Source organism: Bradyrhizobium brasilense, assembly GCF_029714345.1.
GTDB lineage: Bacteria > Pseudomonadota > Alphaproteobacteria > Rhizobiales > Xanthobacteraceae > Bradyrhizobium > Bradyrhizobium australafricanum.
On record NZ_CP121669.1, the window covers coordinates 6,801,275 to 6,826,337 of the forward strand.

General features: G+C 58.6%; 22 protein-coding genes. 5 read left to right on the forward strand and 17 right to left on the reverse strand.

Annotated elements, in window-relative coordinates; all coding sequences use genetic code 11:
* Window positions 1-364: 364 nt before the first annotated feature.
* Genes QA635_RS31745 through QA635_RS31765 form a run of 5 tightly spaced genes read right to left on the reverse strand, consistent with a single transcriptional unit; the run spans window position 365 to window position 4,004 of the window.
* Entirely contained in the window at window positions 365-1,285 is a 921-nt protein-coding gene (locus QA635_RS31745) for a YihY/virulence factor BrkB family protein (protein ID WP_283063582.1), read from the reverse strand.
* 26 nt (window positions 1,286-1,311) lie between these two features.
* The gene (locus tag QA635_RS31750) at window positions 1,312-2,031 is read right to left on the reverse strand and encodes a hypothetical protein (RefSeq protein WP_283063583.1); all 720 of its coding nucleotides are present in this window, start codon (window positions 2,029-2,031) and stop codon (window positions 1,312-1,314) included.
* A complete protein-coding gene (locus QA635_RS31755; RefSeq protein ID WP_212059731.1) occupies window positions 2,028-2,444 on the reverse strand; it encodes a phage holin family protein in 417 nt (138 codons plus the stop codon). Before QA635_RS31755 ends, QA635_RS31750 begins: the two co-directional genes overlap by 4 nt.
* Window positions 2,441-3,010 carry a hypothetical protein gene (locus QA635_RS31760; protein WP_018270255.1) on the reverse strand — a complete coding sequence of 190 codons (570 nt, stop codon included), beginning with the start codon at window positions 3,008-3,010 and terminating at the stop codon, window positions 2,441-2,443. The genes QA635_RS31755 and QA635_RS31760 overlap by 4 nt, the downstream gene beginning before the upstream one ends.
* A 10-nt stretch (window positions 3,011-3,020) precedes the next feature.
* The gene (locus tag QA635_RS31765) at window positions 3,021-4,004 is read right to left on the reverse strand and encodes a DUF3618 domain-containing protein (protein WP_283063584.1); all 984 of its coding nucleotides are present in this window, start codon (window positions 4,002-4,004) and stop codon (window positions 3,021-3,023) included.
* Between the two features lie 191 nt (window positions 4,005-4,195).
* Between QA635_RS31765 and QA635_RS31770 the strand changes: the two genes are divergently transcribed.
* The gene (locus QA635_RS31770) at window positions 4,196-5,155 is read left to right on the forward strand and encodes a sensor histidine kinase (RefSeq protein WP_283063585.1); all 960 of its coding nucleotides are present in this window, start codon (window positions 4,196-4,198) and stop codon (window positions 5,153-5,155) included.
* A gap of 29 nt (window positions 5,156-5,184) precedes the next feature.
* Here the strand turns inward: QA635_RS31770 and QA635_RS31775 are convergent, their stop codons facing one another.
* Window positions 5,185-5,421: an alpha-crystallin domain-containing protein gene (locus QA635_RS31775; protein WP_425249072.1), complete on the reverse strand. Its 237-nt coding sequence runs from the start codon at window positions 5,419-5,421 to the stop codon at window positions 5,185-5,187.
* 370 nt (window positions 5,422-5,791) lie between these two features.
* The gene (locus QA635_RS31780; protein ID WP_283063586.1) at window positions 5,792-6,247 is read right to left on the reverse strand and encodes a TspO/MBR family protein; all 456 of its coding nucleotides are present in this window, start codon (window positions 6,245-6,247) and stop codon (window positions 5,792-5,794) included.
* Between the two features lie 192 nt (window positions 6,248-6,439).
* Here QA635_RS31780 and QA635_RS31785 point away from each other — a divergent pair, with 192 nt between their 5' ends.
* Together QA635_RS31785 and QA635_RS31790 are read left to right on the forward strand one after the other, a co-directional pair.
* On the forward strand, window positions 6,440-6,643 hold the full coding sequence (locus tag QA635_RS31785) for a hypothetical protein (RefSeq protein WP_425249073.1): 204 nt from the start codon (window positions 6,440-6,442) through the stop codon (window positions 6,641-6,643).
* Between the two features lie 570 nt (window positions 6,644-7,213).
* Window positions 7,214-7,492: a hypothetical protein gene (locus QA635_RS31790; protein WP_283063588.1), complete on the forward strand. Its 279-nt coding sequence runs from the start codon at window positions 7,214-7,216 to the stop codon at window positions 7,490-7,492.
* A 312-nt stretch (window positions 7,493-7,804) separates the two neighbouring features.
* On the opposite strand, the gene QA635_RS41830 is transcribed toward QA635_RS31790, so the two are convergent.
* Window positions 7,805-7,966: a sigma factor-like helix-turn-helix DNA-binding protein gene (locus tag QA635_RS41830; protein WP_018270246.1), complete on the reverse strand. Its 162-nt coding sequence runs from the start codon at window positions 7,964-7,966 to the stop codon at window positions 7,805-7,807.
* A 309-nt stretch (window positions 7,967-8,275) separates the two neighbouring features.
* Between QA635_RS41830 and QA635_RS31795 the strand changes: the two genes are divergently transcribed.
* On the forward strand, window positions 8,276-8,449 hold the full coding sequence (locus QA635_RS31795) for a hypothetical protein (RefSeq protein ID WP_170991777.1): 174 nt from the start codon (window positions 8,276-8,278) through the stop codon (window positions 8,447-8,449).
* 343 nt (window positions 8,450-8,792) lie between these two features.
* Here the strand turns inward: QA635_RS31795 and QA635_RS31800 are convergent, their stop codons facing one another.
* From QA635_RS31800 to noeE, 9 genes are all read right to left on the reverse strand, one after another.
* Entirely contained in the window at window positions 8,793-10,127 is a 1,335-nt protein-coding gene (locus QA635_RS31800; RefSeq protein WP_283063589.1) for a glutamine synthetase family protein, read from the reverse strand.
* Window positions 10,124-11,413 (reverse strand): ATP-grasp domain-containing protein, encoded by a 1,290-nt coding sequence (locus QA635_RS31805; RefSeq protein ID WP_283063590.1) that lies wholly within the window; start codon window positions 11,411-11,413, stop codon window positions 10,124-10,126. The genes QA635_RS31800 and QA635_RS31805 overlap by 4 nt, the downstream gene beginning before the upstream one ends.
* Window positions 11,410-12,279: an EamA family transporter gene (locus QA635_RS31810; protein WP_283063591.1), complete on the reverse strand. Its 870-nt coding sequence runs from the start codon at window positions 12,277-12,279 to the stop codon at window positions 11,410-11,412. The genes QA635_RS31805 and QA635_RS31810 overlap by 4 nt, the downstream gene beginning before the upstream one ends.
* A gap of 162 nt (window positions 12,280-12,441) precedes the next feature.
* A complete protein-coding gene (locus tag QA635_RS31815; protein ID WP_283063592.1) occupies window positions 12,442-13,260 on the reverse strand; it encodes a gamma-glutamyl-gamma-aminobutyrate hydrolase family protein in 819 nt (272 codons plus the stop codon).
* Window positions 13,257-14,315, reverse strand: a complete 1,059-nt coding sequence (gene rtxC, locus QA635_RS31820; protein ID WP_283063593.1) for a dhydrorhizobitoxine desaturase — start codon at window positions 14,313-14,315, stop codon at window positions 13,257-13,259. The genes QA635_RS31815 and rtxC overlap by 4 nt, the downstream gene beginning before the upstream one ends.
* 31 nt (window positions 14,316-14,346) lie before the next feature.
* Window positions 14,347-16,758 carry a 2-aminoethylphosphonate--pyruvate transaminase gene (locus QA635_RS31825; protein WP_283063594.1) on the reverse strand — a complete coding sequence of 804 codons (2,412 nt, stop codon included), beginning with the start codon at window positions 16,756-16,758 and terminating at the stop codon, window positions 14,347-14,349.
* A gap of 1,800 nt (window positions 16,759-18,558) precedes the next feature.
* Window positions 18,559-20,442, reverse strand: coding sequence for a sulfate adenylyltransferase subunit CysN (cysN, locus tag QA635_RS31830; RefSeq protein ID WP_283063595.1), 1,884 nt, complete (start codon window positions 20,440-20,442; stop codon window positions 18,559-18,561).
* Window positions 20,442-21,341 carry a sulfate adenylyltransferase subunit CysD gene (gene cysD, locus QA635_RS31835; RefSeq protein ID WP_283071936.1) on the reverse strand — a complete coding sequence of 300 codons (900 nt, stop codon included), beginning with the start codon at window positions 21,339-21,341 and terminating at the stop codon, window positions 20,442-20,444. Before cysD ends, cysN begins: the two co-directional genes overlap by 1 nt.
* A gap of 270 nt (window positions 21,342-21,611) precedes the next feature.
* Window positions 21,612-22,886, reverse strand: coding sequence for a nodulation protein NoeE (gene noeE / locus QA635_RS31840; RefSeq protein ID WP_283063596.1), 1,275 nt, complete (start codon window positions 22,884-22,886; stop codon window positions 21,612-21,614).
* Window positions 22,887-23,855: 969 nt separating this feature from the next.
* Here noeE and QA635_RS31845 point away from each other — a divergent pair.
* Window positions 23,856-24,407, forward strand: coding sequence for a MarR family transcriptional regulator (locus tag QA635_RS31845; protein ID WP_283063597.1), 552 nt, complete (start codon window positions 23,856-23,858; stop codon window positions 24,405-24,407).
* The last annotated feature ends 656 nt before the right edge of the window (window positions 24,408-25,063 follow it).

Consider the following 25,063-nt stretch of genomic DNA (forward strand, 5'->3'; position numbering starts at 1 on the left):
TTCCACTGGCGTCAGCAGGCGGCCAAGACAACAGGCTACCCCGCGGAACCGCTGTTTGATCCTCCCGACTTGACTGGGTCGGGGTGACGCCTCGGACTTCCAGACGCCGGCCTGCTAGCGATCCGGCCATATCTCCTGCGCCGCGTCTCGACAACGGAGCAGCGGACGTCGGACCCGTCGCGGGAATCAAATCCCGACGCACAGGGCGTCTTCGCCGTCCCGGAGACATATCGCACGCAATTGCGTCTATGGTCAGGCCCTTCGACACGGAGGCCGGCAGACAGGAAGTTCTCGTCGGATTGACACGTTCGACGGCCTCGCCTCGCGACCGGCCGGATTAAGTGCCCGGTGTGGTTGCCTTTGCTCAGGGCGCGCTCTTGGAACGCCGTGCTTGCTCGCCTCTCTGACGCGCCGGCTGCGAGAGTGGTCGCACGTTCGTGCGATTGCTTCGCTCTCGTGGCCTGACCGAACCCCGCTGCTTGGCGTAGGCGTGGGTGATCTCAGCGCCCATCAGGATGATCTGCGAGGTGTAGTAGACCCAGATCAGCACGACGACGATCGAGGCAGCCGCGCCGTAGGTCGACTCCAAACCTTGCTTGCCGATGTAGAGGCCGATCGCAGCCTTCCCTACTTCGAAAAACAAAGCCGTCAGGAGCGCACCGAGCCAGACATCGCGCCAGGCGACCAAAACATCCGGTAGCCATTTGAACATCATCGCGAACATTATCGTGACGACGGCAAACGACACCAACGTACTGACGACATGTAGCAAGCCCTCCGGCAGGTAGGGAGCTACGAATTTGCCGGCCGCGGCCAGGCATGCGGTCACCAGGAGCGAAACGAGCAGCAAAAAGCCGAGGGCCAAAACGGCGGCGAACGATAGCACGTAGTTGCGGGCGAAATGCCAAATCCCGCTCTCTTCCGATTCTTCGACCTCCCACACGACGTTGAGCGCGTCCTTCAACTGTACGACGACGCCAATCGCGGCGAACAAAAGGGCGCCGAGGCCGAGAACCGTCGCCAGAATGCCCTCGGCGGGGCGGCTGGCTCCCGCCAGCATCGCTTCGATTGCTTTGGCTCCGGTGTCCCCGAGCATGTCCTTCAAGGAGGAGGTGACTTGTGAGGTGACGGCGTCGTAGCCGAAGAACAGCCCCGCGATCGCAATCGCGATCACGATAATAGGACCCAAGGAAAACACCGAGTAGTATGCAAGGGCGGCGCCCTGCCGCGCATCCTTGTGGCTCGACCAACCGGTCGCCGCCTCTTTCGCGACCGTCCACCACATTGCAGCTTCTCCGGTTCGGTTCAGGCTTATGGCGACTTCACCTTTTCCCGTGCCGCATTCGCAGCATCGATGCCAGCTTGCTTCACCCGATCGATGGCTTCGGCGCCGACGTCACCGACTTCGGCGCTCAGCGTATCGGAGGCTTCGCGCAGACTTTGCGATACCGCCCCGGCGCGCGTGTTCAAGTCGGCTTTGATATCGTCGCTGAGCTCGCCCACCCATTCGTTCTCGATGTCGGAAGTCTGGAACGCACCCGCAATTGCCGCACCGATTGTCAAGCCCACGGCCCCGAGGACGAGCGGCTGCCGGTCAAGCATGCCGGCCAACGATGACTGCGCTTTCGTGAAAGCCTCTTTTCCGGGCATGCTGAGGTTCTCGCGCGCATAGGCGACGCCATCGTCGAATCGATCCTTGATCTTGTCCGCCGCTTCCGACATGGCATCTGAAGCCGCGCTAGCGGCCTCGCGTGTGGTTTCACCGAAGCCCGTGGCGTCATCATGATCCATTTCTGGCGCGGTCGGCGGCGCAGCGGTCCTTTGGAGCCCGGACGCGGCCGCGCGAACATTGCGCGCGCCGAGATCAACGATCGGCGAAGCCCCCGCTGTCGCCGATCGCGTCGCGCTCTTGAGCTTCTCGTCGCCTGCCAACAGCCAGACCGCACCGCCTCCGATCAGTGCTGCGGCGAGCGGGTTTTCCCGCACCGCCGTTACGAGACTATCGAAAAAACTCGTCTGCGTGCTGCTCATCGCACCATCCCTTTCACGGTATCCTTGTCCTTATCGAGCTGCCGCATGGTTTCCCGCGGCACCAGACCGCGGGCATCTAGCCGGTTGATGCCGATCGCGAACAGTATACCCGCGATCACCGCGGCCACGATCGCCGACGTCAAATAGGAGAGCGGCTGTGACCATCCTGCGCCGATCATCGCCGCCGATAGGGCGAACAGCGCCATCACCAAGGCTGGGATCACCAGGAGGGCACCGCCGGCGATGAAGACCAGCGCGCTGCCGACCTTCTGAACCTTTTCGCCTAACTCGGCTTTGGCGAGATCCACCTCGTTCTGGAACAGCTTGGCGAACTGCGACAACGCGTCGCCGAGCAGCGTCGAGATGGTTCTAAGATCGTTCTGACTTGTCCTGATATCGTTTTGGATGCTCATGACACGTTGCTTTGCTGCGAGGATGACGATTGTTCGCGGTGTTTCGAAGATGAGGAACGCCCGCCCGACGCCCTCAGAAAACGGACTGCCGCGAAACCGGCAAGGACCGAAATCCCTAGAAACGCGGCCGGCTGCCGCTTCGCAAAATCGGTGGCGCCATCGACCAGGTCGCGAAAACTTCCGTCGCGGACTTTATCGGCCGCGTCATCGACATATTCGGCGGCGGAAGTCATGCCACGAGCAGCAAACGGCGCATCGCTCTCGAAGGCGCGCGCCGCTTCACGAATGTTATCGGCAAGGCGCGCCATGAAGTCCGCGCCTGACCGCTGCTTGTCGCGCGCCTGGTCCTCGATCTGGTCCACTGTCCCGGAAGCCACGTCTTTGGCGGCGTCAGCCGCTTCCTTGAACTTGTCGCTGGCGACATCGGTCGACGCTCGGAGGGCGTCGCCGGCGCGCTGCTTCACCTCTGCGCCGGCATCGGCCATCTGGTCCTTCAGGGTCTGCGAAGGGCCGGTATTCTGGTTCTGCGTGAAATTCGTCTCTTTAGTCAGGTCCACATCGCTCATGATCGTTCTTTCAAGTGTTCGGGTTTGGGGAAGGACTGAAGGCCGCCCTGACGACGTCATCGGCAGCCTCTTTGAGTCTGGCGGCCACGTCTTCTGTCATGCGGCTGGCGTGCCCGCCGAGATCGGCCTCGCCGACGCTTCTTGCCGCCGCGTCGGCCGCCGACATCGTCGCATCCTTGGCTGCTTCGAAACCGGATTGTGCAGCCCCGCCCGCCGCCCGTTTCACGCTGTCGCTCGCCGGGCCCATCGCCTTGGCTTCGGCGGTTGTTTCGGGAAGAGCCGCGGCAAGGATGGCGCCGATCGCGATCCCAAGACCGGCGATCAAGGCGGCATTGTCGCCGATGACCTGACGGGCCTTTGCAGGCGCCGTGGCCGCCGCGTCCTTGACCGCGCCCGCTCTCCCCTTGACGGCATCCATGCCGCTCTTGAGCGTATCGCCGACAGTGCTGGCGGCCTGCGCCGCCCGCTTGCCAAGATCGTCGGCCAGGCCGGCAGCGGCATCTTGCGCATCGCTGGCCATGTCGCTGGCCTGACTTTGAGCCGAATTCAGCCGGTCTCTCATGTCGCTGCTCGGCGCGTCCACTCGGTCAGCGGGCTGATCCAGCATCTCTCCCGCCTTCTCCATCACAGGTGCGGCCGCTTCCGCGGCCCGCTCGCGCACCGTCTTCGAGGTCAGGGCAAGGCCAGCCCCGATCATCAGAAGTGGTAGTGGAAAACCGCGCGCCAGGCGCAGCAGCGGGATTGCGACCGCGGTGCCCGCAGCGACCGCCTGCATCGGATTGTCCATGGCTTGTTGCTTCAGCGCCTCGACCCAACTCTGGGTCTTGTTGCTGATGTAATCGGAGACTTCCGACTTGATGTGTTGCGGCGAGACCTTGTGGCGGAGGTCGTCAGCGGTATCCGATATCCGCTCCCTCAACCTATCGACCGTCGCCGCGAACTCGGCACGGCTTCGCTCGCACTCCCCCCTCAGCTCCTGCACTGATCGCGTCATGGAATTACCCTCTTGGATTTTTGTTCGGTTCTTTCGGGACGAACTCACGCTTTGTTGAATCGTTCCTCAGGACCAGAAGAGGGACAGGCCCAGAGCACCCCACTTTGGTTTAGGCTCAGCAGTCCGCGCGCCGGCCGAAGCGCTTGAAGCAAGCGGCAGGAACGCGCCGATAAGCCGGTTCGTTGCTTTCCATGGACCGGCTCCTGCTTCGCTTCATGTCCGTCACGCCCAGATATCCCCTGTGGGTGCGGTACCTCTTGAGCCTCGGGCTTGTCGGGCTGGCATTTGTCGCCAACCTCCTGCTCGATGATCAGTTGAGACCCTATCCGCTGGTGCTGTTCATCCCGGCCATTTTCCTGGCCTCAGTCATCTTCGATCGCGGCTCAGGCTTTCTCGCCACCGGCGCGAGCGCGGCGCTGGCGGCGCGATACTTTATCCCTCCGCCGCCGAGCGCCGCTATCGTGCCGCTCCTGATCTTTCTCGCTAGCGGGCTATGTCTTGCAGGGGTAACGGAAGCCCTGCGCACTGCACTCCAGAAGCACTCGGAGGCAAAGGCCTACGCGGACGTTCTCATGATGGAGTTGGCGCACCGGACCAGGAACGACCTCGCGACGATCATGTCGATCCTCCGTCTGCAGGCGCGATCGGACCCTAATCCCGCCGTGCAGGCGGCGATCACCTCCGCGCTGGCGCGGATTGAGGTTGTCGCGAAGGTTCATGATCGCCTGCGCGACACGCCGGTCAACAGCTCGGTCGACCTCCCCGCTTATCTTGAGGCGTTGTGCGGGAGCCTTTCGGATCTGCACCGGGGAGTGCGCCCGATCGCGATACGGGTGTCCTGCGACGAAATCGCCGTCAAGAGCTCGCAGGCCGCATCCGTCGGCTTGATCGTCAACGAGCTGGTGACAAACGCGTTCAAGTACGCGTTTCCGGAGGGGCGCCCGGGCGTCGTGGAAGTCGACGTCCGGAAGAGAAACGAAAAGGTCGTGATCACGGTGAGGGACGATGGAATCGGATGCCCCACCGAGGCGAAGAGCGGTTTGGGAACCCGCCTGATCAATCTGATGGTGGCCCAGATGCAGGGAGGCATGACCAGGACGCCGATGGCGCAAGGCTGCGAGGTGGAAGTCGTGGTCGTCATCGAAAGCTGATCACGAACGCCTACCCTAAGTTGGGGAATTCAATCGCTGATGCATCCGACTCTCAACATGCGAGAAGCCGCCTTGGCTTCGAGCTTCTGCACATAGTCCGCAAGGCTGAATTGGCGCTTGAAATTGCGGGTTGAAATGCTGCGATGGAGGAACTGGCGCTCGCCTTTTTCAGGCTTATTGCCCTCGATGGTGACTGATAGGCGTGATCGAGATGTTCTCAGGCGCGAAGCCCGCCACGGCCAGCGAAATCTGGTAACGGTCGTCATCCGCTCGATGTTGTAAGGCGGGTAATTGTCCTCGCCCGCCCGCTGGCCATTTCCGCGAGGTCAAGATCGAAACCGATGGTCGAGCGCCGGAGAGACGAAAAGTCGTGACTGCGCAAGCCAAATCCTCCAAAGAGCAAGATGGTTACGAGCGGCAGCGGGCAGGACCGGTGCCCGTCTCACCTGACCAAGCCTCGACGCCAACCTTTGAAGGCGACAAAAAAGCAAAGCGGATTTTGGTTTCAAGAGGGACCCGAAAAATTTCGAAGCCGTCGCCCCCAGCCGGGCGTGACGGGTGCCGGGCTGGATCGCTCAAAGCGCCGAGCCCCCCGCCGGCGGCTCTTAACTCGCGTTTAGCAGGTCCATCAGGAATTCAATTAAGGCGGTACAAAGCAAAGTTTAAAAGCGATGCAAACGCTACCCAGCCCGCATACGGGATAAATAAGAGCGCAGCAAGCCGATTGGCCCGCCATTGCAGGCCTATAAAAAACAGAATCAGGCCCAGCAGCAGAATGATGACCGAGAGCCCCATGGCCAAGTTGTGCAAGCGGAAAACAATAGGAGACCAAAGAAAATTAAGCGCCATCCGTCCGAGCCAAACCTGCAAGGCCAGGCCATTGACCTCCTGCAGGTAGGTGCGCCAGCCCGCGATTGCGATCATCACATACAGAATTGTCCAAGTTGGCGCGAACACCCAATTCGGAGGATTGAATGTCGGCTTCTGCAGTGCGGCATACCATGCACCAGGCAAGTTGGTTGCGCCAATTAGCCAACCAATACCCACGACGGCAACAAGAAAGATGAGCAGGCTTCGATTTCGTGCTTTCATGATCCAATATTGCACGTTCAGCAGAGGCAGGAATAGGCAGTCCAGACATCGGCGGGCCAATAGTCCTGAGGCGCCCCTCGCGGCGTCTTGCCCGACGGTAAGCTATGTTGTCCGGCTGGAGGCGCGATCCGCCGGCGTTTACAACAGGAACCATCGATATCGACGTCTGTTTTGTCTCGTATGAGTGAATCGTTGCCAGTCCTCGTGGAGAGGTCGATCCAGATCGCTTGGGACTTGCTCGAACGCTCCGGCGAGATCACAGATCCTGGCGATGTGAGCCGCTTTCTTCTCGGAAATATCGATGACATGGTGCGGGCTGGAGAGCATCGGCAGCTCATGCTTGCGAACAATGCGATCGACGCTTATCGCCGCTACAAGCGTCTGCTTGCGGCATGATCAACTCCAATTGTCCGTTCTGCGGCGGCTGGGCTGGCTCTGCGAAAACCATTGGCATCTGACGAGACCCGCGCGACTTTGCAGTGTAGTGCAGCAACGAGGTGTGCAACCGCTCCGACGATATTGACCAAGGCGTGGAGAAGCCCAATGTGAGCGGGCCGTTCGAGGAGAGCCGCTCGCCACGAACCAGCAGCTCGCGGTGTTGTTGAAATTGCCGTGGCACAAATTGCACTAGCGGCCACCCAGCATCCGGGCATAGGATTTCAACCTCAATCGCGAGGGTTGTGTCATGGGCAGTGATATACCTTTTAGTGCGCTCATCGTGGCGCTCGGGCTGAGCCCCATCGCAATCATGGCTATTGCCCTATTCATGTAGAACCAACGCAGGCCGCTTGACGGCCTCTTCTTTTGGCCTCAAGCAGCTTGATGAGCGGTGTGCCGGTCCTCACGAATGGGTGTGAAACTGTATTGTGGGTGCCGATGAAGCTGCCGATCGTTTGACGAAGTATATCTCACCGGCGAAGGCCTCTTGGTGAAGACGAAGACTGGGTTAGCGACATTGCCATCGAAATGCAGATCGAGGACGGCTTGATCTGGGTCTATGGCGTCGGCGAAGATGGCGTTCAGGCGTTCACCGACTTTGGCATCGAAAACCTGGAGCTCGTCAGGTTACAAGGAAAACCCCAAGCTGCTCACGCGCTCGCAACGGGAATGATCCACGAGCCTGCGGCGTACCCAGCAAGGGGATTACCCGCCGAGGCCGAGTCGACGTTAAGCCAAAGGATCGCCTTATTGGATGAGAAGAAGGCCGACGACGGGGAACGACGAACGACATTGCAGCGAAGCTGAGAAAGCCTCACGCCACCTGGTCGATATGGTCGAGCCTGTGTTCGCAGGATGAGCTGGCTCTCTGTGAGCGTATGCTAATTGGCGCACAAGAGGCGGGCCGAGCAAGGGAACCGAGCTTTGCCACTTTTTCCCGTATTCTTACGGACGCGTTAACCATTCTTAGGTATGCGCGCGATTTGCATTTTGTGCCAAACTGTATGTATCAGGATTTTGCCAACAACCTTCCTGGGGCTAGAGCAAGCGCCGCTCGCATGTATTTTAAGCGGGCGGCGTTGCGTTGAATCCTTACAAAAATTGGCTCCGCACTTGGGGTTAATCCGCCCTCTCCGCGGCGCGCTTCCTAATAAGGATCAATCGCCCGCTCACCGCTGCCTCAGTCCGCCCGAGCTTCTGAGCGATCTCGCGCTGCGTGAGGCCTGTTTCTCGAACCAATTGCAGTAGTCGCTGTTCGTCCGCTGCGGACCACGCGGGCATTGGAACTCTCCAAAATTGCTCCGTCCTGAAATGTCGGAGAGGATCGCAGATATTGGCTAGCCTGTCTGTCCGGTTTTTCACCGGGCTCTAATCTGTCGCAGGACGTGTCCTTACCACAACGAGCACGAGAAGAGCGCTATCCGTATCCAGGCCCCGTGTCCTGATTTGAGCCTTGGCGTGTCCTAGTTCGGATTAGACGAACGGGATGTGCTCAGCCCATCATTTTCCATCGGTCGCCATCTGTTGTCATAGCTTGTTCCCGTCAGGTTCCCCATGAGATGATCCCCGCCTCTTGCGGGGAGGCCTTCCATGAAGGACATGCAGGCGCACTTGGAAAAACTTCGGATCGAGGCGGAAGAGTGTGAGCTAATCAGCAAGCTGGCGACCAGTCCGACTAAGAAAGAGCTATTCGCCAAGCTGGCAGCTCATCATCGGACACTGGCCGATGAGGTCGAGCGGACGATAAGAGCAACAAAGCCTTAGTTCCCTTAACAACATGAGAACCGAGCGCGCGCCCGCTGCCGAAGCAATAAGCGCGGCCATGGCCGACACCGATCGCGCTTCGCGCGTGCACCATGAGGCTTTCCAAGATTACGTAACAGGGCGCGTTTGTGAGCTGATCTCGCGGGCTGCGGGATTACTTAGAGTGCCAGCGCCGGACACCTTCATCGGCCGCAAGACGCGGGAGCCCTCCCCCCAAGGAAGAGGAGCAACTCACCAATTGGAGCGCTCGTCCGCCTGCTGCTAAATGAAAGCATGGATGACTTATTGAAACCGGCCGATCAGTTGATGCTTGGAAGGCGCCGGTCTGTACAGCTCAAGCTGGCTAAATGATCTCGAAATACCGCCGGCGTTCAAAGTCTGTGACCCGATGTTGAACGGCCTCCCATTCCCAACGGCGGGAGCAAGAAAACGCTTCAACAAACCTTTCACCGAAGACATCATTGGCTGCCGGAGACTGTGCAAACCGATATGTTGCCTCTGCCAAGCTTTGAGGCAGCCTCCCAGATGGAAGGCAGGCCTCCGCGCTTGCATCACCGACGATCGAAGCCGGGAGCGCCGCATTTGTCTCGATACCCAATATGCCGGAACCGATGGCACATGCGAGGGCAAGATATGGGTTCAGGTCTGCACCGGGCAGCCTGTATTCGAGACGATGTGCAGACGGGTCTCCCGGAATGACGCGTACCGCGCAGGAGCGGTTGTCGATTCCCCAGCTCGGATAGATTGGTGCCCAACAACCAGGTACCAATCTCTTGTAGCTATTGAAATTCGGCACAGCGAGTACACAGAAATCATTCATGTATTTCAATTGTCCGCCGATGAATTGCCTCATGAGCTTCGAGACGTTGCGAAACTCCTCACTATCGTAAAACACATTCTGACCATCTGCGGACATCGAGACGTGAAGATGGCCGGACTGGCCCGGCCAATTCTCTGAAACCTTGGCCATGAATGTAGCCATCATCCCTCGCGTCTGCGCCCAGGCTTTTATCATCGACTTGAATATGATTGCTCGATCGGCCGCTTCCAGGGCATCACAATGACGAAGTGACGCTTCAATCACGCCTGGTCCCGTTTCAAAGTGCAGCCCGCTGAGAGGGATTCTGGACTTCTCACAAAGCGCCAGGATCTCACCGAACAGCTCCCTGTGCGCGACAGACCGCGCAATCGAGTAGCCGAATGGGCCCCGCGTCAAAGGAGCCCATTGGCCGAACGGCTTGTCTTCAATTACGTCGGCGTTCTCCTTGAACAGCATAAACTCAAACTCGAACCCGGCGCTGCAGCTGTATCCGCGGTCGGCAACCCTTTGTAGGACTTTACGCAGAATACCGCGCGGGCAGACGCTCTCATGTGCGCCCGCAAACTCAGCCAGATAGAGATATTGATCGCCGGCATAAGACACCGAACGGCCGGTGCCGGACAGAACGCGCAGATCGGCGTCCCCAAATACTGACTGCGGCTCTTGCGTGAAGCCCGCCGGAATGACGCGGTCCGAACAATCCCACGCGAGCACCGCTTCGGAGAACTTGATGACCTTATTCCCGACGGAAAGATCTTCACCCAGGACGTGTTTGCCTCGAAGGATGCCATCGAAGTCGCTCACACCGATCATCGCCGCAGCGGCTGAATTTGTGCAACTGTCGCAGATGCCGGTCATTGGTTCGCTTCCTGCGGCACCAAATCGAACACCTGGTCCATCCGCATCGCACGCAGTTGGCGATAATCTTCCTCAAGCTGTATCAGGTCGTTGTTCACGAGATACACAATGCCTGGCGTCGACGCCAAGTCGATCGTCGGAACCAGGTTTTGCCCTATCGGAACGAACGCAATGGCATCCGCGAAGCTCGGCAGCTTGCCGATCGCATCGAGTCCGGGATAGCCGGCAACAACACCGCCCATGTCGGAAATCAGCGAGACGCATAGTGCATGAGCCTGCCGCTTGTAAACCCCGCGTCGCCTCATATACCCAGCAAAGCCTTGGGGATCTGCGTAACGCCACGCGGTGAGCGCCAAATGGTTATGGCCCAACGCCATCGTCCTAGCTTTTGCCGACATGGTTCCTTGCAGCCTCGCTCCGAAGTCGACCAGAACCGGTCCCCGATCATCGACGATGATCTCGGCATGAGCAGGTCCGTCGGTGATCCGAAGCGCCCGCAGCGCACGTTCAAGGTAATCGGATAGTTCAAGAACGATTGGCTCCTTACCTCCCAATAACCGCTCGAGTGAGCAGACCGAAGACGCGCCCTCAATAGGAACAGTGTCATAGGTCCAGGCCTCCGTGACGAAGGGTTCGCCGTCGATCGAGACGGCATTTACGGTATATTGCTGGCCGTTGATTTTCTCCTGTCCAAGCGCCAATTGATTGAGCGTTCCGACACGGTTCGTCTTACCGACGATCGCGGTTACAGCGCGCTGAATATCGGCATCCGTCGAGCAAAAGAACACGTCCTCCGTGCCTGTGCTGTTCAGCGGCTTGATCACAAGCTCATCGAAGCTCTCTTGATGCTTCCATCTTGCGATCACTTCAGCATTGTCGGACACCACTTGTCTGATCGATCGCACGCCTGCTGAGGCCAACGCTTCAGACAGGCGCGATTTGTCCCGTCGGGCGGCCGAAAGGGCGGTGCCATTTGAAGGCAAGCCCAGCCGCTCCGAGATCGAATCGGCCAGCTCAACTCCTGTCTCGCACCCCGCTATGACGAACTCCAGCTCCCTGCCCTGGAGAGCCCGAAGATGATATTCAACGATCTCGTCGTACCCCATGCGCTCGGGCGGGCGAATGACTTCATCATACAGATTAGCATTGAAATGCGATTGAAAGATCGACGGAATCTGTGCAGCCGACATCACATGCACTGTTGAAATTCCATACCGCTTGAACTCTTCCGGCAAGAAGCGGCCGGTCGAATATGCGTCGACGATTACACAATTTCGCTCGTTCATGCGGACCTCCGGTACTGCAAATAGACGTTGCCGACGGCAACAGCCGTGATGAGAACATTTCCAACGAACGTATGCGGCGAAGGCACGATACGAGAATCGAAGTATTGGAACAGAAACGTGATGACAGGAGCGGTGGACAGGACCATGTTGACCGTGAAGGGCTCGACACGGCGGATACCCTCCTGGAACAAGAGCAATGGAACGATGATCGTGGATAGCCCAATCGTCGCGATTGCAAGCCAATGCTGCGAGATCTCGAGCACGATGGAGGAGTGGTCAACCAGTCCCAGCAGCAAAAGGATCGTTCCGTAAAAACGATGCGCCAACACCTGTCGACCCGAAAATCCGCGGTCGAATAGCAGCTTGACGAGTATATTTGTAAGAGCGAGCGATAGGCCGGCCACGATTGCCAAGACGATGCCGAAGGACGATCGAGCTCCCCACTCCACGCCAGCGTTGCCGGTTGCCGAGATCCATATCATGTAACTTCCAACTGCCGCGATCGTCACGCTCACGACGATATCGGATGCTGGAGGGACGCCCTGGCGCCTGATCAGCGCGTTTAACCACACCGTCGCAGCGGGTCCTAGCGCCACCATGAAGGCGACGACGATCGCCGGTTCGGCGTATTTCAGGCCGATAAACAACCCGATCCAACTGATCGCGGTCACGACATTGAGCGACACAAACACCAGGAGCGCCGACTTCGCAACCCGTGCCGTCCCTCTCTCGTGACCTGCCAGCAGATTAAATGTCAGACAGACCGCGGCAAAGGACACGAGGAGAGCGACGAACGCATCCGACCGTTGAAAATACGATGCCGCATAAACTTCGCCTGCCGCGCTCAGGACGACATAGAGCGCCACAAAGAGAACTCCCAGAGCGAAGCGTCTTGTCAATCGCCCACTCGTCCTCTGCGGGCGGGGCGGCGCGGCCCGCCCCCCGGACCACGCTTTTCCATCAGTTCCGGAAGACTCACCTTTCGACCTGGGCGGACCGCGCTTGGTTTGAAACGTCACAATCCGCCTCTAATGTTTCTTTGTTTGGCAGTACGCAATACACGCCTCTCCAAAAGCCGTGAACAGTCGCTGGCTCAGGAGATCAGTTGAGGTGTGCCATTCGGGGTGCCATTGCACACCGATTTGCAACGTCGGCGCGCCGATGACCGAAGCCGCTTCGACCAGTCCGTCAGGCGCCCATGCCTCGCGCCTCAGTGCGGCGGCAAGCAGCTCTATGCCTTGATTATGCAGGGAGTTCACTTGCGCTTCGATGGCGCGCACGATCGGAAAGAGCGCACCATCAGGAGATATCCTCACGCTGTGCGCGGCATCGTACTGACGGTCTCTTGGACGATCTGGTTTCTCGGCATGCATCAGGCCACTTCCCAGTCTCCACTCGGCAAGCGATGGATGGAGAGTGCCGCCAAAATAGACGTTGAGCTCCTGAAGCCCGCGGCAGATGCCCAAGATCGGCATTCCGAGCGCGATGGCGCTCCCAATGGCTACCGCAGAGAGCCTGTCCCGCGGGCGGTCACGGATTCCGCCATCAACGTCCTGTTGGTCAGCCGGCGGAAGTGATGCAGGCGCTTTCAAGACGGCAGGGTCAATATTCGATTCATCCCCTGTCAAAACCAGACCGTCGAGCGCGCCCATGATCGCCAGGCCGACCTCTAGCCTCACATCTTCCGCATCGATCGTCGGCAATATGACGCATGCCACGCCCGCATGATGAAGGAGGGCCTTGAGGTATTTTTGCCGTAGCCAGTCGCGATGCACACCATCGACCAAAAGACGGTTCGAGGTGACGCCGACCACGGCGCGAGCGTTGTCTGAGCGTTGCAATGTCACGCCACGTGTCCCTTCGCATGGGCATCAGCAAGCGATTGCTCATACAAGCGTCGATTTCGCTCCTTCAACTGAGTTATGACACTGGGTTGACCTTGCGGCCCCTTGACGAAGAGCCCTCCCCAGCTCGCGGCAACCTTTGCGTAACCCGGATCCTGCATCCGGATCTTCTGGGCCTTGTGCAACAGCCAGAATGGGATACCCGGCGAGAGGTGATGCTCGAGGTGATACTCGTCCAGGTTTTGTCCAAGGATGGCCCGCTCCAGGAAATTTCCTTTCCGATTCCTGGTTAGATAGACGTTCTTCGTTTCGGTCTCGCACATCGGCGAGTGCTCGGCGAGCTCGACAAACCAGCCAAGAACCTGAAACGTTGTGAGATAGGGGACGATCCAAAACAGGATCACGATGTGGAGCAGCCCAAGAGCGTATGATCCGGCCAGGATGCCGATCCAGAAGAGGTAAAAGCCATACTTGTCGACAAGTATGCTTGACCGGCTCTGGTCCTCGGAATCTGTGATCGAAAACCGGTTGGTCCAGAGATACTTCAGGTAGGCCAGTGTCGCGCCACCAAATATCGGCTTCCAGATGATATTGAAGGCGTACCGCTCAGGAGGCTGGACGTCGTAAACACCATTGGCCATGAAGAACTTCAGATCGGGATCCTTCTCCGGGTCGCCGAGATACGGATGATGCAGATAGACGTGCGAGATCCGGTAGGCCCAGTGGCGCTGGAACAGGGGATAGGCCGCGAACAGAATGCCGAGGACGTAGTTCCAGGTCGTGTTCTTCGCGAGCGTACGGTGAGCCGCATCATGAGCGATCGTCGTCAGGCCGCGCTGGTAGGCGCCGATCAGAAGAACGGCGAGCGGGTACAGCCACCAGGAGACACAGACCGTCGCGAGCGTGCAAGCGGCAATTACAACGTAATCCTTGGCGATGTAGATCGCTCCCATCACATTGTCCGGCCTCAGCTCGGACAATTGCTTATTGATCTCCCGGCTGAACTGAACAGCCTCATAACGAGACGACCTCAGTTTCCAAGCATCTGCCTGATTCATGAGAACCTCCTCCTGATCGCCCTACAAGTTGTCAGATTGCGGAAAGCGCCCTGTCCAGATCGCGCACGATGTCGTCGACATCTTCGATGCCCACGCAAAGTCGGATCGAGCCGCCAAATATGCCGGCGGCTTCGCGCTTCTCGCGCGGAACAGTGGTGTGGGTGGTCGAAACAGGATGCGTCACGAGCGTACGGGCATCCCCGACATTCGAAACGTGATACATCAGGTCGACATTCTGGATGAATTTCCGCCCGGCCTGCTCGTCCTCCACCTCGAACATGACCATCGCGCCGTGTCCGTATGCGGGATTGAGTGTCTGGTCGACAGTTTCCTGATCGGCTCCCTCGAACAGCCCCGGATAGAAGACGCGGCGCACTTTTGGATGCTCCTTAAGAACGTCGGCCACGATCCTGGCGTTTGCGCAGTGCTGCTTCATGCGAAGGGGCAGCGTTTCAAGGCCTTGGATCAGCTGAAAGCTGGCAAAGGGGGCAATGGCCGCGCCAGTATCGCGCAACCAGGTCATGCGAGCCTTCAGGAGAACCTCGCTTTTTCCGAGATCGTCGACATCTTGCAGCGCGTTGCGCCAGATGATGCCGCCATGCGCTTCGTCAGGACTGTTGAACAAGGGAAAGCGAGAGGCGCCCCGGTAGCTGAACTTGCCGTTGTCAACGATCAGACCGCCCAGCGTCGTGCCATGGCCGCATATGTATTTCGTAGCGGAGTAGGTCGTAATCGCAGCACCGAGATCTGACGGCCGACATACCAGCGGGGTCGTCGTATTATCCACCACCAACGGAACGCCGTGCTTTCGGCCGATCTCAGCCAGCTGTTTGACCGGAAGCGGAATCAGGCAAGGATTTGAAATCACCTCTCCGAACAGGCAGATCGTGCGATCATCGATGGCACGCTCGAAGGTCTCGGGCCTTCGCGGGTCTGCCGTCCTGACGCTGATACCAAGACGCTTAAACGTATTATGGAGCAGATTCCACGTGTTGCCATAGAGATACGGTGAGGCGACGATATTGTCCCCCACCTCGCCGCTTGACAGGTTGACGATGGCAAGGAAGGTTGCCGCTTGACCTGATGCGACGGCGAGCGAGTCACTCCCCATGTCGACCGCGGCATACCTTCGCTCCAGCGCGCGGGTCGTCGGGTTGATGATCCTCGTATAGGTGAATCCGTCAGCCTTGACGTTATAGACGTCCGCAATGTGATTCAGATCGCCATCAAGTTCGTAAGCCGTGTTCTGATAGATCGGCACTGCGACAGCTTTCGTCACCGGATCGCGTCGGTAGCCGGCGTGCAGAACAGCAGTTTCGGCAGAGAACGGGAGCTGCGGGGTCTTTGCGAAGGACGATGACATCTCGACGCCACGCTCGCAGGCTTGGCGGGTTGACGGCGTCCCCATGGATGAAGCCGGACCGGACCGAAAATATGTACGAAAGGCGCACCCCAACTGCTCGATCCAACTGGGCTGGATCTCGCCAATGCAACCGACCCGAAAACTCCGCGTGGCAAGATGCAGCTTCGAGTAGACGTAAAGGTTGTGGGTTGCCAAGTGCCGATATAGCCCATCGAATCCTGCCTGATCCGCGATTCCGGACGGCGTGCTGAACGCGACGCAGACCGGAGACTGCAGGTCGGCGGACAGTAGCGGGGACACCACTCCTTCAAGTTCTTGGATGAGATCGTCTCTGACCTTCTCATACCTGCGGCGCCTGGCATCGATGCCCTCCCCCTCCAGAATCTCCAAGGCCTTCGTTGTTGCCTGAACGATGTGGGTGGGTGGGGTCGATCGCCACTCTCCGGTACGCTCGAGCGAGAGCCATTGGTCTCTCACGTCGAGCACAAATGACCTTGGTTCTTGAACCGCTTTTTCCAGCAGTTCGCGAGACGCGATGACAAACGCTACTCCTGGCGGCCCTTCGATGCACTTATTGCTCGATGTCACCAGAACGTCTGGTCCGCCACGGCTTAGGTCGATGTCAATCGCGCCAAAAGAGCTCATGCCGTCGACGATCGTCTTGACACCACGCCGCCTCGCTTCCTCTATGATCGCGTCAAGCGGATTGACGATTCCGGTCGTCGTCTCGCAATGCACAAGACATAGGTGAGTAGTGCCGGGATTTCGGCTCAGCTGCTCGGCGACTTCCTGGGGGTCCAGGGGCTCGGTCGCTCGCTTGACAAGCTTCAGCGCTTCGACGCCCCACAGCCGCAGAATCTTGAAAATGCGCTCGCCATAGATGCCGTTTATGCAAACGAGCGGCTTGTCGGCCCTAGACACGAATGAAGAGAGCGCGGCTTCCATTGCAAAGGACCCGCCCCCCTGAATGGGGACCACCGAATAGTCCTTGGCACCTCCCAGCAGATTGAGCATCAGCCGCCGCATGCGGGCGGTCACTTCCTTGAACTCACCATCGCGCGATGCGAGGTCGAGCAGCATCTGGCTCCTGACCGCCAGCGACAGCGACAATGGACCAGGCGTCAGCAGAGAGCGTTGTCTAGTCACACCATTTCCCCTTAAACCGTATTTGTCGATGGGTCTGAAGCGCGATGATGCGACCTCACCCCTTCAGGCGCAGGCTTTCTCGATTCATCTGCTGCTGGGAGAAACACCATAGGCGGAGGCAAGCTTCGCCAGCGGCCCACCACATCATGCATGCAAGGATTTGAGCGCCGTCGCATTGCTAGCTAGGCGTCGATCGGTTTACGCCAAACCCGTGCATTCAGGCGAACGTTGGGGTTCGGACGAACGTGCATGTCGGGCCCATCGCGTTCGGATATCGATCCGCGCGTGACGGACATGATGCGTTCCGTTGCTGATGAGCCTGATCCTGCGTGAGCCTGAGACTTGAGACATTCGCATACTGTCACTCGTTGGAGAATTCGGGACGTTGACGACCTTTGCCGTCCATTTTCAGATCGTACAACTTGACGTTAGGTGCGTTTCAACCCTCTGCCGAACTCTTCTCGTGTGAATTTTTTCTGACGTGCACCTCCAAAAGGAGCGATAAGCCAACTCGAGCGGCTGAACGATGTGATTTACGGCAAGCGAGCTCGGAGTTTTCATAGTTCGACGTCAGGATCGTCCCGGTAGTCGATCATCAAGGCGGTGTGCGTGTCGTGGTCGACGGCTGATCCAGAGTGCCGCCGCGGGGAGTGCGCCGTCGTGGAGCTCGAATGCTCAACTCGATCGCGGAGCAGCTCAACGGCTTGCGGACCGATGAGCCTGCCCGCAGTCATGAGGCGTTTGAACTCGACGGATAGCTCCTTCGAGCCGTTCTGCTCGGTTGGCTCCTCTGCTGATCTGCCAAATCTCGAGCGCACCCTCGATCCGGCCTCCCACATCCTCAAGGTCCGGCTTGAGGCCGGTGTCGCTTAAGCTCAAAACAGAGCGTCGAAAATGCCGGAAATCGAGCCAGCGATAGCCTCGCACTCGAGCGACCATGGGTCGAGTTTTTTCCCACGGAAACTGAAGCCAGCAAGCTGCAGGCTCATTGAGGAGATGAGCGGTGAGGCATGAACTGCTTGTGGGGCGACCGGCGTCGCGAGCCTCTCCCGCGGCTTTCTCTTTGCCCCTGCCGGCCCGCCTCGTGCAGACATGTTCACAGCCAGCCCCGCAGAGGGCCTTTGAAGCTCTCGCGCGCATGTGAGGGATACGGCCAAAGCTGACGACAGCGTGCCGGAGGGCAGGCCTAGCGCGCGAGCGTTGTCGGGACAGGCAGCTCCTGTTTCCCAAGTCAATGTACTGGCAAACAATTGCGCCGGATGCGGCTAGACCCGGAGGAACGAGTTGCCCTTCTTCATCGTGCGCAAGAGATCGAAGCTGGATGTCCGAGACGCCGGCAGCTCGGTTACGAGAGCCTAGGCATGACGCTAGTCGGACGCGCGGGAAACGGCGTCAAGCGAAAACTCAAGCTACTGGAAGTCGGACTTCCTCTCTGGCCTTTGTCCTGGCATCATAGATTCTGACCTGGAGCATGGGACGGCGCTTCTTGAGCTCCTGGGCTCCTGCGAAGGCCCCATCCCTGGTTGCGAATTCGGTTTTCAATTGACCGTCGATTTCGAGCACATAACCAGAAGCGGGCAATCGACGTGTGGACGCAACCATTTTGTTCCTTTGGAGCCTGAGTCCGATTGATGCCTTTGCTTAACCCGAGTCGCCGTGGCCGGGCCAGCAGGTTAGTGGGGGGCATCTCCTGCTATCGATGGTGCGATGCGAGGGTGACGGGTTTGACGAACACTAACCGCCAAGAATTGCGCGAGCCATCAACACATCGATCACGGCCTGGGCCATTTGCTCAGGTGTCTGCTCCATGGTCCTGAGATGAATTTCGGGTCTTATCGGCGCTTCATAGGACGCATCGATGCCGGTGAAGTTCTTGATCATACCGGACTTCGCCTTTGAATAAAGACCTTTGGGATCGCGCCGCGCGCATTCTTCGATCGGCGTATCGACAAAGACTTCGACAAACTCCTCCTTGCCGACCAAACCGCGCACCATGTCTCGTTCGGCCCTGTGGGGCGAGATGAAGGAACAAATTACGATCAAGCCGCTGTCCGCCATCAGCTTGGCAGCTTCCCCGGCGCGCCGAATGTTTTCCATGCGGTCGGCCTCGGAAAAGCCGAGGTCCGCATTTAATCCGTGCCGCAGGTTGTCCCCATCCAGCAGCATGGTATGCCGGGACATTGCGAACAGCTTTTGATCGACGATGTTGGCAATCGTCGATTTTCCTGCGCCGGACAGGCCGGTGAACCAAATGATGCAGGGCTTCTGGTCCTTGAGGTCGGCCCGCTCCTTCCGTCCCACTGCAACGGGTTGCCAAGCGACGTTGGTCGCCCGCCGCAGTGGACATGCGATCATCCCGGCCGCGACCGTACGGTTTGTATACCGGTCGATGACGATGAATGATCCGGTCTTGCGATTGGCCTCGTAAGGATCGAACGCCGCAGGCCGGGTGGTTGATATATTGCAAAAGCCGATCTCGTTAAGGCCAAGCGTCCCGGCTGACAGGTGCTCCCGTGTATTGACGTCGATCCGATGATTGATCGCGGTAATGCTACCGGCTATGGTCTGCGATCCAATGCGCAGAATGTAATTGCGCCCGACAACGAGCTGGTCCTCATCCATCCAGATCAGATGAGCGGCGAATTGGTCGGCGAGCTCCGGCCGCTCGGTCGGACGTGCCAGGAGATCGCCACGGCCGATATCGATTTCGTCTTCAATGGTGATCGTGATTGCATCGCCGGCCTCGGCGCAGGACAGATCGCCGCCCTGCGTCACAATTCGCCTGACGCGCGTGGTCCGTCCAGACGCTGCGACGACGATGTCGTCGCCCACCGAGATGCTTCCCGAAGCCACGGACCCGGCGTAGCCGCGGAAATCCAGGTCCGGCCGGTTCACCCACTGTACCGGAAAGCGGAAGGCCTGCCCGAAGCTGTCGCACCGGATATTAATACTCTCCAACTGGCCGAGCAGGCAGGGACCATCGTACCAGTGAGTGTTGCCGGAGCGGTCGACGACATTGTCGCCGTACCTGGCAGAGATCGGGATCGGAACGATCGATTCGAAGCCAAGATCGCTGGCAAAGGCCCAATAGTCGGCGACGATCCGATCAAAGCTCTCTTTGCTGTAGTGGACGAGGTCGATCTTGTTCACTGCCAGGACGAGATGGCGGATACCAAGGAGCGAACAGATGAACGAGTGGCGCTTGGTTTGAACCAGCACGCCCTTGCGGGCATCGATGAGGATGATAGCGAGCTGCGCGTTCGAGGCGCCCGTTGCCATGTTGCGAGTATACTGCTCGTGGCCGGGCGTATCTGCCACCATGAACGAGCGCCGTTCCGTCGCAAAGAAACGATAAGCCACATCGATCGTGATGCCTTGCTCTCGCTCGGCTTCAAGCCCGTCGACGAGCAGCGCGAAATCGATCTCACGGCCGGTTGTGCCGTACTTGGCGCTGTCCCGTTCCAGCGCCGTCATCTGATCATGGTAGATCATCTTGCTGTCGTGCAGCAGCCGGCCGATCAGTGTCGACTTCCCGTCATCCACCGAACCGCACGTGATGAATCGCAGCTGATCCTTTGGCTTGGCCTGGACAGACTCCGTTATCGCCTTGACAAGCATCAAAAGTAGCCTTCCCGCTTCTTTTTCTCCATCGAAGCGGCTTCATCGGCGTCAATCAAGCGCCCCTGGCGCTCCGACACCGTCGCAGTCTGCATCTCTGCGACGATGTCTTCGATCGTCGTCGCGTCGGATTCAATAGCCCCGCTCAACGGATAGCAGCCCAGCGTGCGGAAACGGATCATCCGCATTTGCGGCGTCTCGCCAGACAGAAGCGGCAATCGCTTGTCGTCGATCATGATCGTCGCGCCATTTCGACGCACGATCGGTCTTTGCTTTGCGAAGTAGAGCGGGACGACCGGGATCTTCTCGCACATGATGTATTCCCACACGTCGAGCTCAGTCCAGTTTGACATCGCAAAAACGCGCATGGTTTCGCCCTGGCGAATCCGCGTGTTGAACAGGTTCCAGAGCTCCGGCCGCTGATTGCGGGGGTCCCAGACGTGCCCGGACGAACGGAAGGAGAGTATCCGTTCTTTTGCGCGGCTCTTCTCCTCATCACGCCGGGCGCCGCCAAAGGCGGCATCGAATTCGTGGAGGTCGAGCGCCTGCTTCAGGGCGTCGGTCTTCATCACCTGGGTATGAAGCGCGGAGCCGGACTCAATCGGATTGATCCCGCGCGCGATGCCCTCCTCGTTTACATGGACGATCAGGTCGAGGCCGAGGCGCTTGGCTGTCGCGTCCCGGAAGCTGATCATCTCACGAAACTTCCAGGTCGTGTCGACGTGAAGCAGGGGAAACGGGAGCTTTGCGGGATAGAAGGCCTTGATCGCAATATGCAGCATCACGCTCGAGTCTTTTCCGATCGAGTAGAGCATGACCGGCTTTTTGAACTCGGCGACCACGTCACGCATGATTTCGATCGATTCAGCTTCGAGACGGCGCAAATGTTTCGGCAGCATGTGTCTTCTACGATGCGGGATCTCTAGTTCGTTCAGTACCGCGTTTGCCTTGCGATAGGCCCGATAGGCGTTGCAGCGATCGGCGCCTGCCATAGCGCATCGGCGTCCACCGGGTCAAACAGCGGATAGCGCTGTATCCTTCGTCGGCGTCTGCCAGCATCCAATCGAAGCGCGGCTGGACACGCGAGCCGGCGGACTTACTTCCGCTTGCTAGCTAGACAACGAGCTCGATAAGGCAGGCAGCACATTTTGACCATAGTCCTGGGAGGGTCATCGCTCGTGATTGTTGCTCCCCTTCTTGAGCCGCACAATCTCGCCCCGCAGCGCCTCGATAACGGCGTCGCGATGCCGAACGGCCTCTTGCTGTGCACCTCGATCCGATTCCGAAGCCAAGAGTGCCATGCGCAACTGCGCCTCCATCGAACTCGTCAGCTCCTGATTTTGGTCGAAGTCGGTTCCGGATAGATGCTGCGCATCGTGCCCTGTGGACGCATTTGGTGTGGAGCATGAGTTCTCGATTGGCCGCCGAATACCAGGGGTCAGCTTACCGGGGTCGGCTGAAATGTTCGACCATGCCCGTTCCCTGCTGAGGCGCAGATCCCACCACATTCGAAATATCTGACGATATAGCTCGGTGACCTCGCGCCCTTTATCAACCACTCCGGCTTGTTGTGCGTGCCGCAATTCCGCTTCATATCCGAGCTGTATCATCAGCTCGACGCCGATCAGATCGGTTATCGTTTGCATCTCTTCGACGCCCAATTGGACTTGCCACGCGTCGACAGACTTCTCATCGACGGTCCTTCTTTCAAGGATTTTCCGATCTCCAAAGCTGCTGGAGTGAAGATAATCGGCCCGAGCCGTCGACGTAGCTGCGGTGTCTTTCGGATCACAGCCAAGGCCAGCGATGAGACGCTGAATTTCCTCCTCCGGACACGCCGCCAGGCGTTCGTACTGCACCACCATCGTCTGCCGGCGATCGCGGTGCGCAGCGAGTTTGGGCAGGCCGAGAACCAGATCAGCAAGCGAAGAGGCAATAACGTCAGGCAGGCGGAGCATGAGATCAGCAAGCGAGGACAAGCTGACCGAACGGGAGCTTTTCGCCTGAAGGGGGACTCCCCAAGTCGACTTCAGGGATGCGGCAATGGCGTAGGGATTGCGCATCAGAAGAATATGCGGCGCTTCAGGATAAAGAAGATCCAAATAGTCGAGCACCATCCAGTAGCGTGGTGTCTTGTCCACGATGATGCGCTTGCCCGCCGAGGACAGATACGCACCGTACGCCGCATCCGCAAAGGCACGGCTGACGGCAGCGCGATCGATCCTGCCCAAGAACTCGAAAGTTGCCGTTTCGATCAGAGATGTTCCGGCCGGGTGACGATGGTCCACCCTGCCAAACGCCTCAAGAGCCAGCATGAGCCAAGGCTCTGGTGGAGCTGTAATTTCCGGATGCTGTTGGAGCAAATGCGCCAACAGCGTCGTTCCGGACCGTGGAAGGCCGAGCAGAAAGCAGACCGTGGCCCCGCGGTTCGCATCCTGGCTCAAGATACCGCTCCCGATGTGCTCGAGCAAAGCGAACCCCGGACCACACACTTGTTCGCTCGAGGACGACGGCGGCCGCGCAATTTCCCATCGGCCGATCGGTTGCGACACTTTGCCATACGAGGAGGGAGGCGCTGCCTGCAGTCCATAGCCTGAATCCGTCGAATTGATGAATTGCGCAAGCTTTTTTGGCAATTGCAATCGGCAGCTTGCGACTACTCGCAAGGCTAGTTGTGACCAAAAGCCAGCTCAACTATACGAAGGCAAGCCGCCAATATGGAATCGGATGACAAGACTATACTGCGGTTTATCGGGTAACCCCCACACAACACTGTTGGCGAAGGCGTGAAGCGACGACACTAGCCCCAGGCAACCGAGCGTCAAGACGTATCGTCTCGGCTTCGGATGCAATTTGCATTGGCTTCGATGATAGCCCACCGGCGGACCTCGTCGTTGAACTTGCCTTGTCGCTTATCGATTGCTTTCTGCACAATCGGCCAGATCTCATCGAGGCTGATGGTCTGCGCCCAACAGCTCGCGGTGCTGGACATTGCAGTCCGACTGCGCGCAAGTCGTATTCTTTAATCAGACGAAAAGCGACGCGTCGAGATCTCGCGACACGCGGCGCAGATGTTCTAACGTTCCTCGCTCGAGATTTTGACCGCTCGATGATCCGGCAAAGGAGTGAGCAAGCCGGCGAGTAACCAATGAAGCAGACCATGGACGTCTCGTTGGTAGGGGCATTAATCTTACCGGCGTGTGGGATCGACCCGACAAAGCCGCCCGTGGATGCCGCTGGTTCGTCAAGACAATAAGCGCGGTGTTGCCGCAACTGCTCCGGCCAGTTCATGATTGGCACACTCCCCTTTCGTCCGTACCGTACCAAGCATTTGATTTACCTGCTCTTACGGCGTTGTCGCCACTTCTCATTCGCGCTAAGGCAAGCTGGTAAAGGATGGAACCAGAGCTTCGATGCCGCCAGATTTGCTTGGCCCAGCAAACGCGCTTGGCAGTATCTCTACTGACGAACTGGAGACGATCCGGCCGTTCGTGTGGGAGATCAGATCGATCAGTGCATGTCTCGAAGAGCTTGCGAGATTCCGAGCCGATGTCCTTGGCATCACCGGGCCGCAGTGGATGATCCTGATGGCCGTGGCCTATTTAGGGAAAGAGAATGGTGTCCCCGTCAACATGGTGTCAAAGTTGATGCACGTCGATCCTTCCTTCGTCACGACCCATTCAAAGCTGCTCGAGAAAAATGGATTCCTGCGGCGTAAGCACTGCGCAAGCGACGCTCGGGTCGTGCAGATGACGCTGACAGCCAAAACTCGTAAACGTCTGGCATCTTTGACACGGCAGGAAGCACTGGATGAGTTCGCTTCTGATGAATTCGGGGTTAACGGATCAAGCGAGTTCATTGCCAAGCTGGCCGCAATCAGGCGTCGTCTGGAGAAGGTCTACCGCGAGAGCGGTTGTGCCCTTCCGAAGACCAAACGCACGTCCGTCAGAAATGATGCCACGTAGCCATGTCAACGCTTCCGGTCTTCGAGTTTTCCTTGAAGCAGCGCGGACGAAGGTGGTTGTGGTCCGTGCATACCGACGAGGGCAAGCAGATGATGACGGGCTCAGGGCGCAGCCGCTCGGCCGCCAGATATCAAGCCGGCCGAGCGCTGTTTTTATTGCTGCTGAGCGCGCCGTATCGTTCCGAAGCTCGAGCTCACCAGCAGGCTGGGCGGGGCACTCTTGCGCCCAAATGATCTTCGAGGAACGCCCCACTCGCAATGTTGTTTCCATCAGCTAACCCGTGGGCCCATGACTGCGCCGCGTCCCACTTTTTGCAGAATCCACTCTTAGGCCATAACGACAATAACTGTGGTCAGCCAAAGGGGCCACCGCAGTAACAACGAGGTAGCTGCGAGCCGCCCCCTGACGAAAGCTCAACATTCTCGAGCAGTTTCGGGCGCGTCCTTCGTACAGACCTCGATGTTGCGGGAGCTGAATCTCGCGCTTAAGCAAATCGCGCAGAGCTGGCGTAGATCTGTAGGCTCATCTGACTTAGCGAGTCACCAGCTTTTTGCCGAGATATAGCCACAAAGCGCTTTCCAAAAATCTCATCGAAGATGCCGGACGCTCGAGGCCGCTCCGCCATCGCCAGGCTCCAACCAGCACGCGGCGTGAAA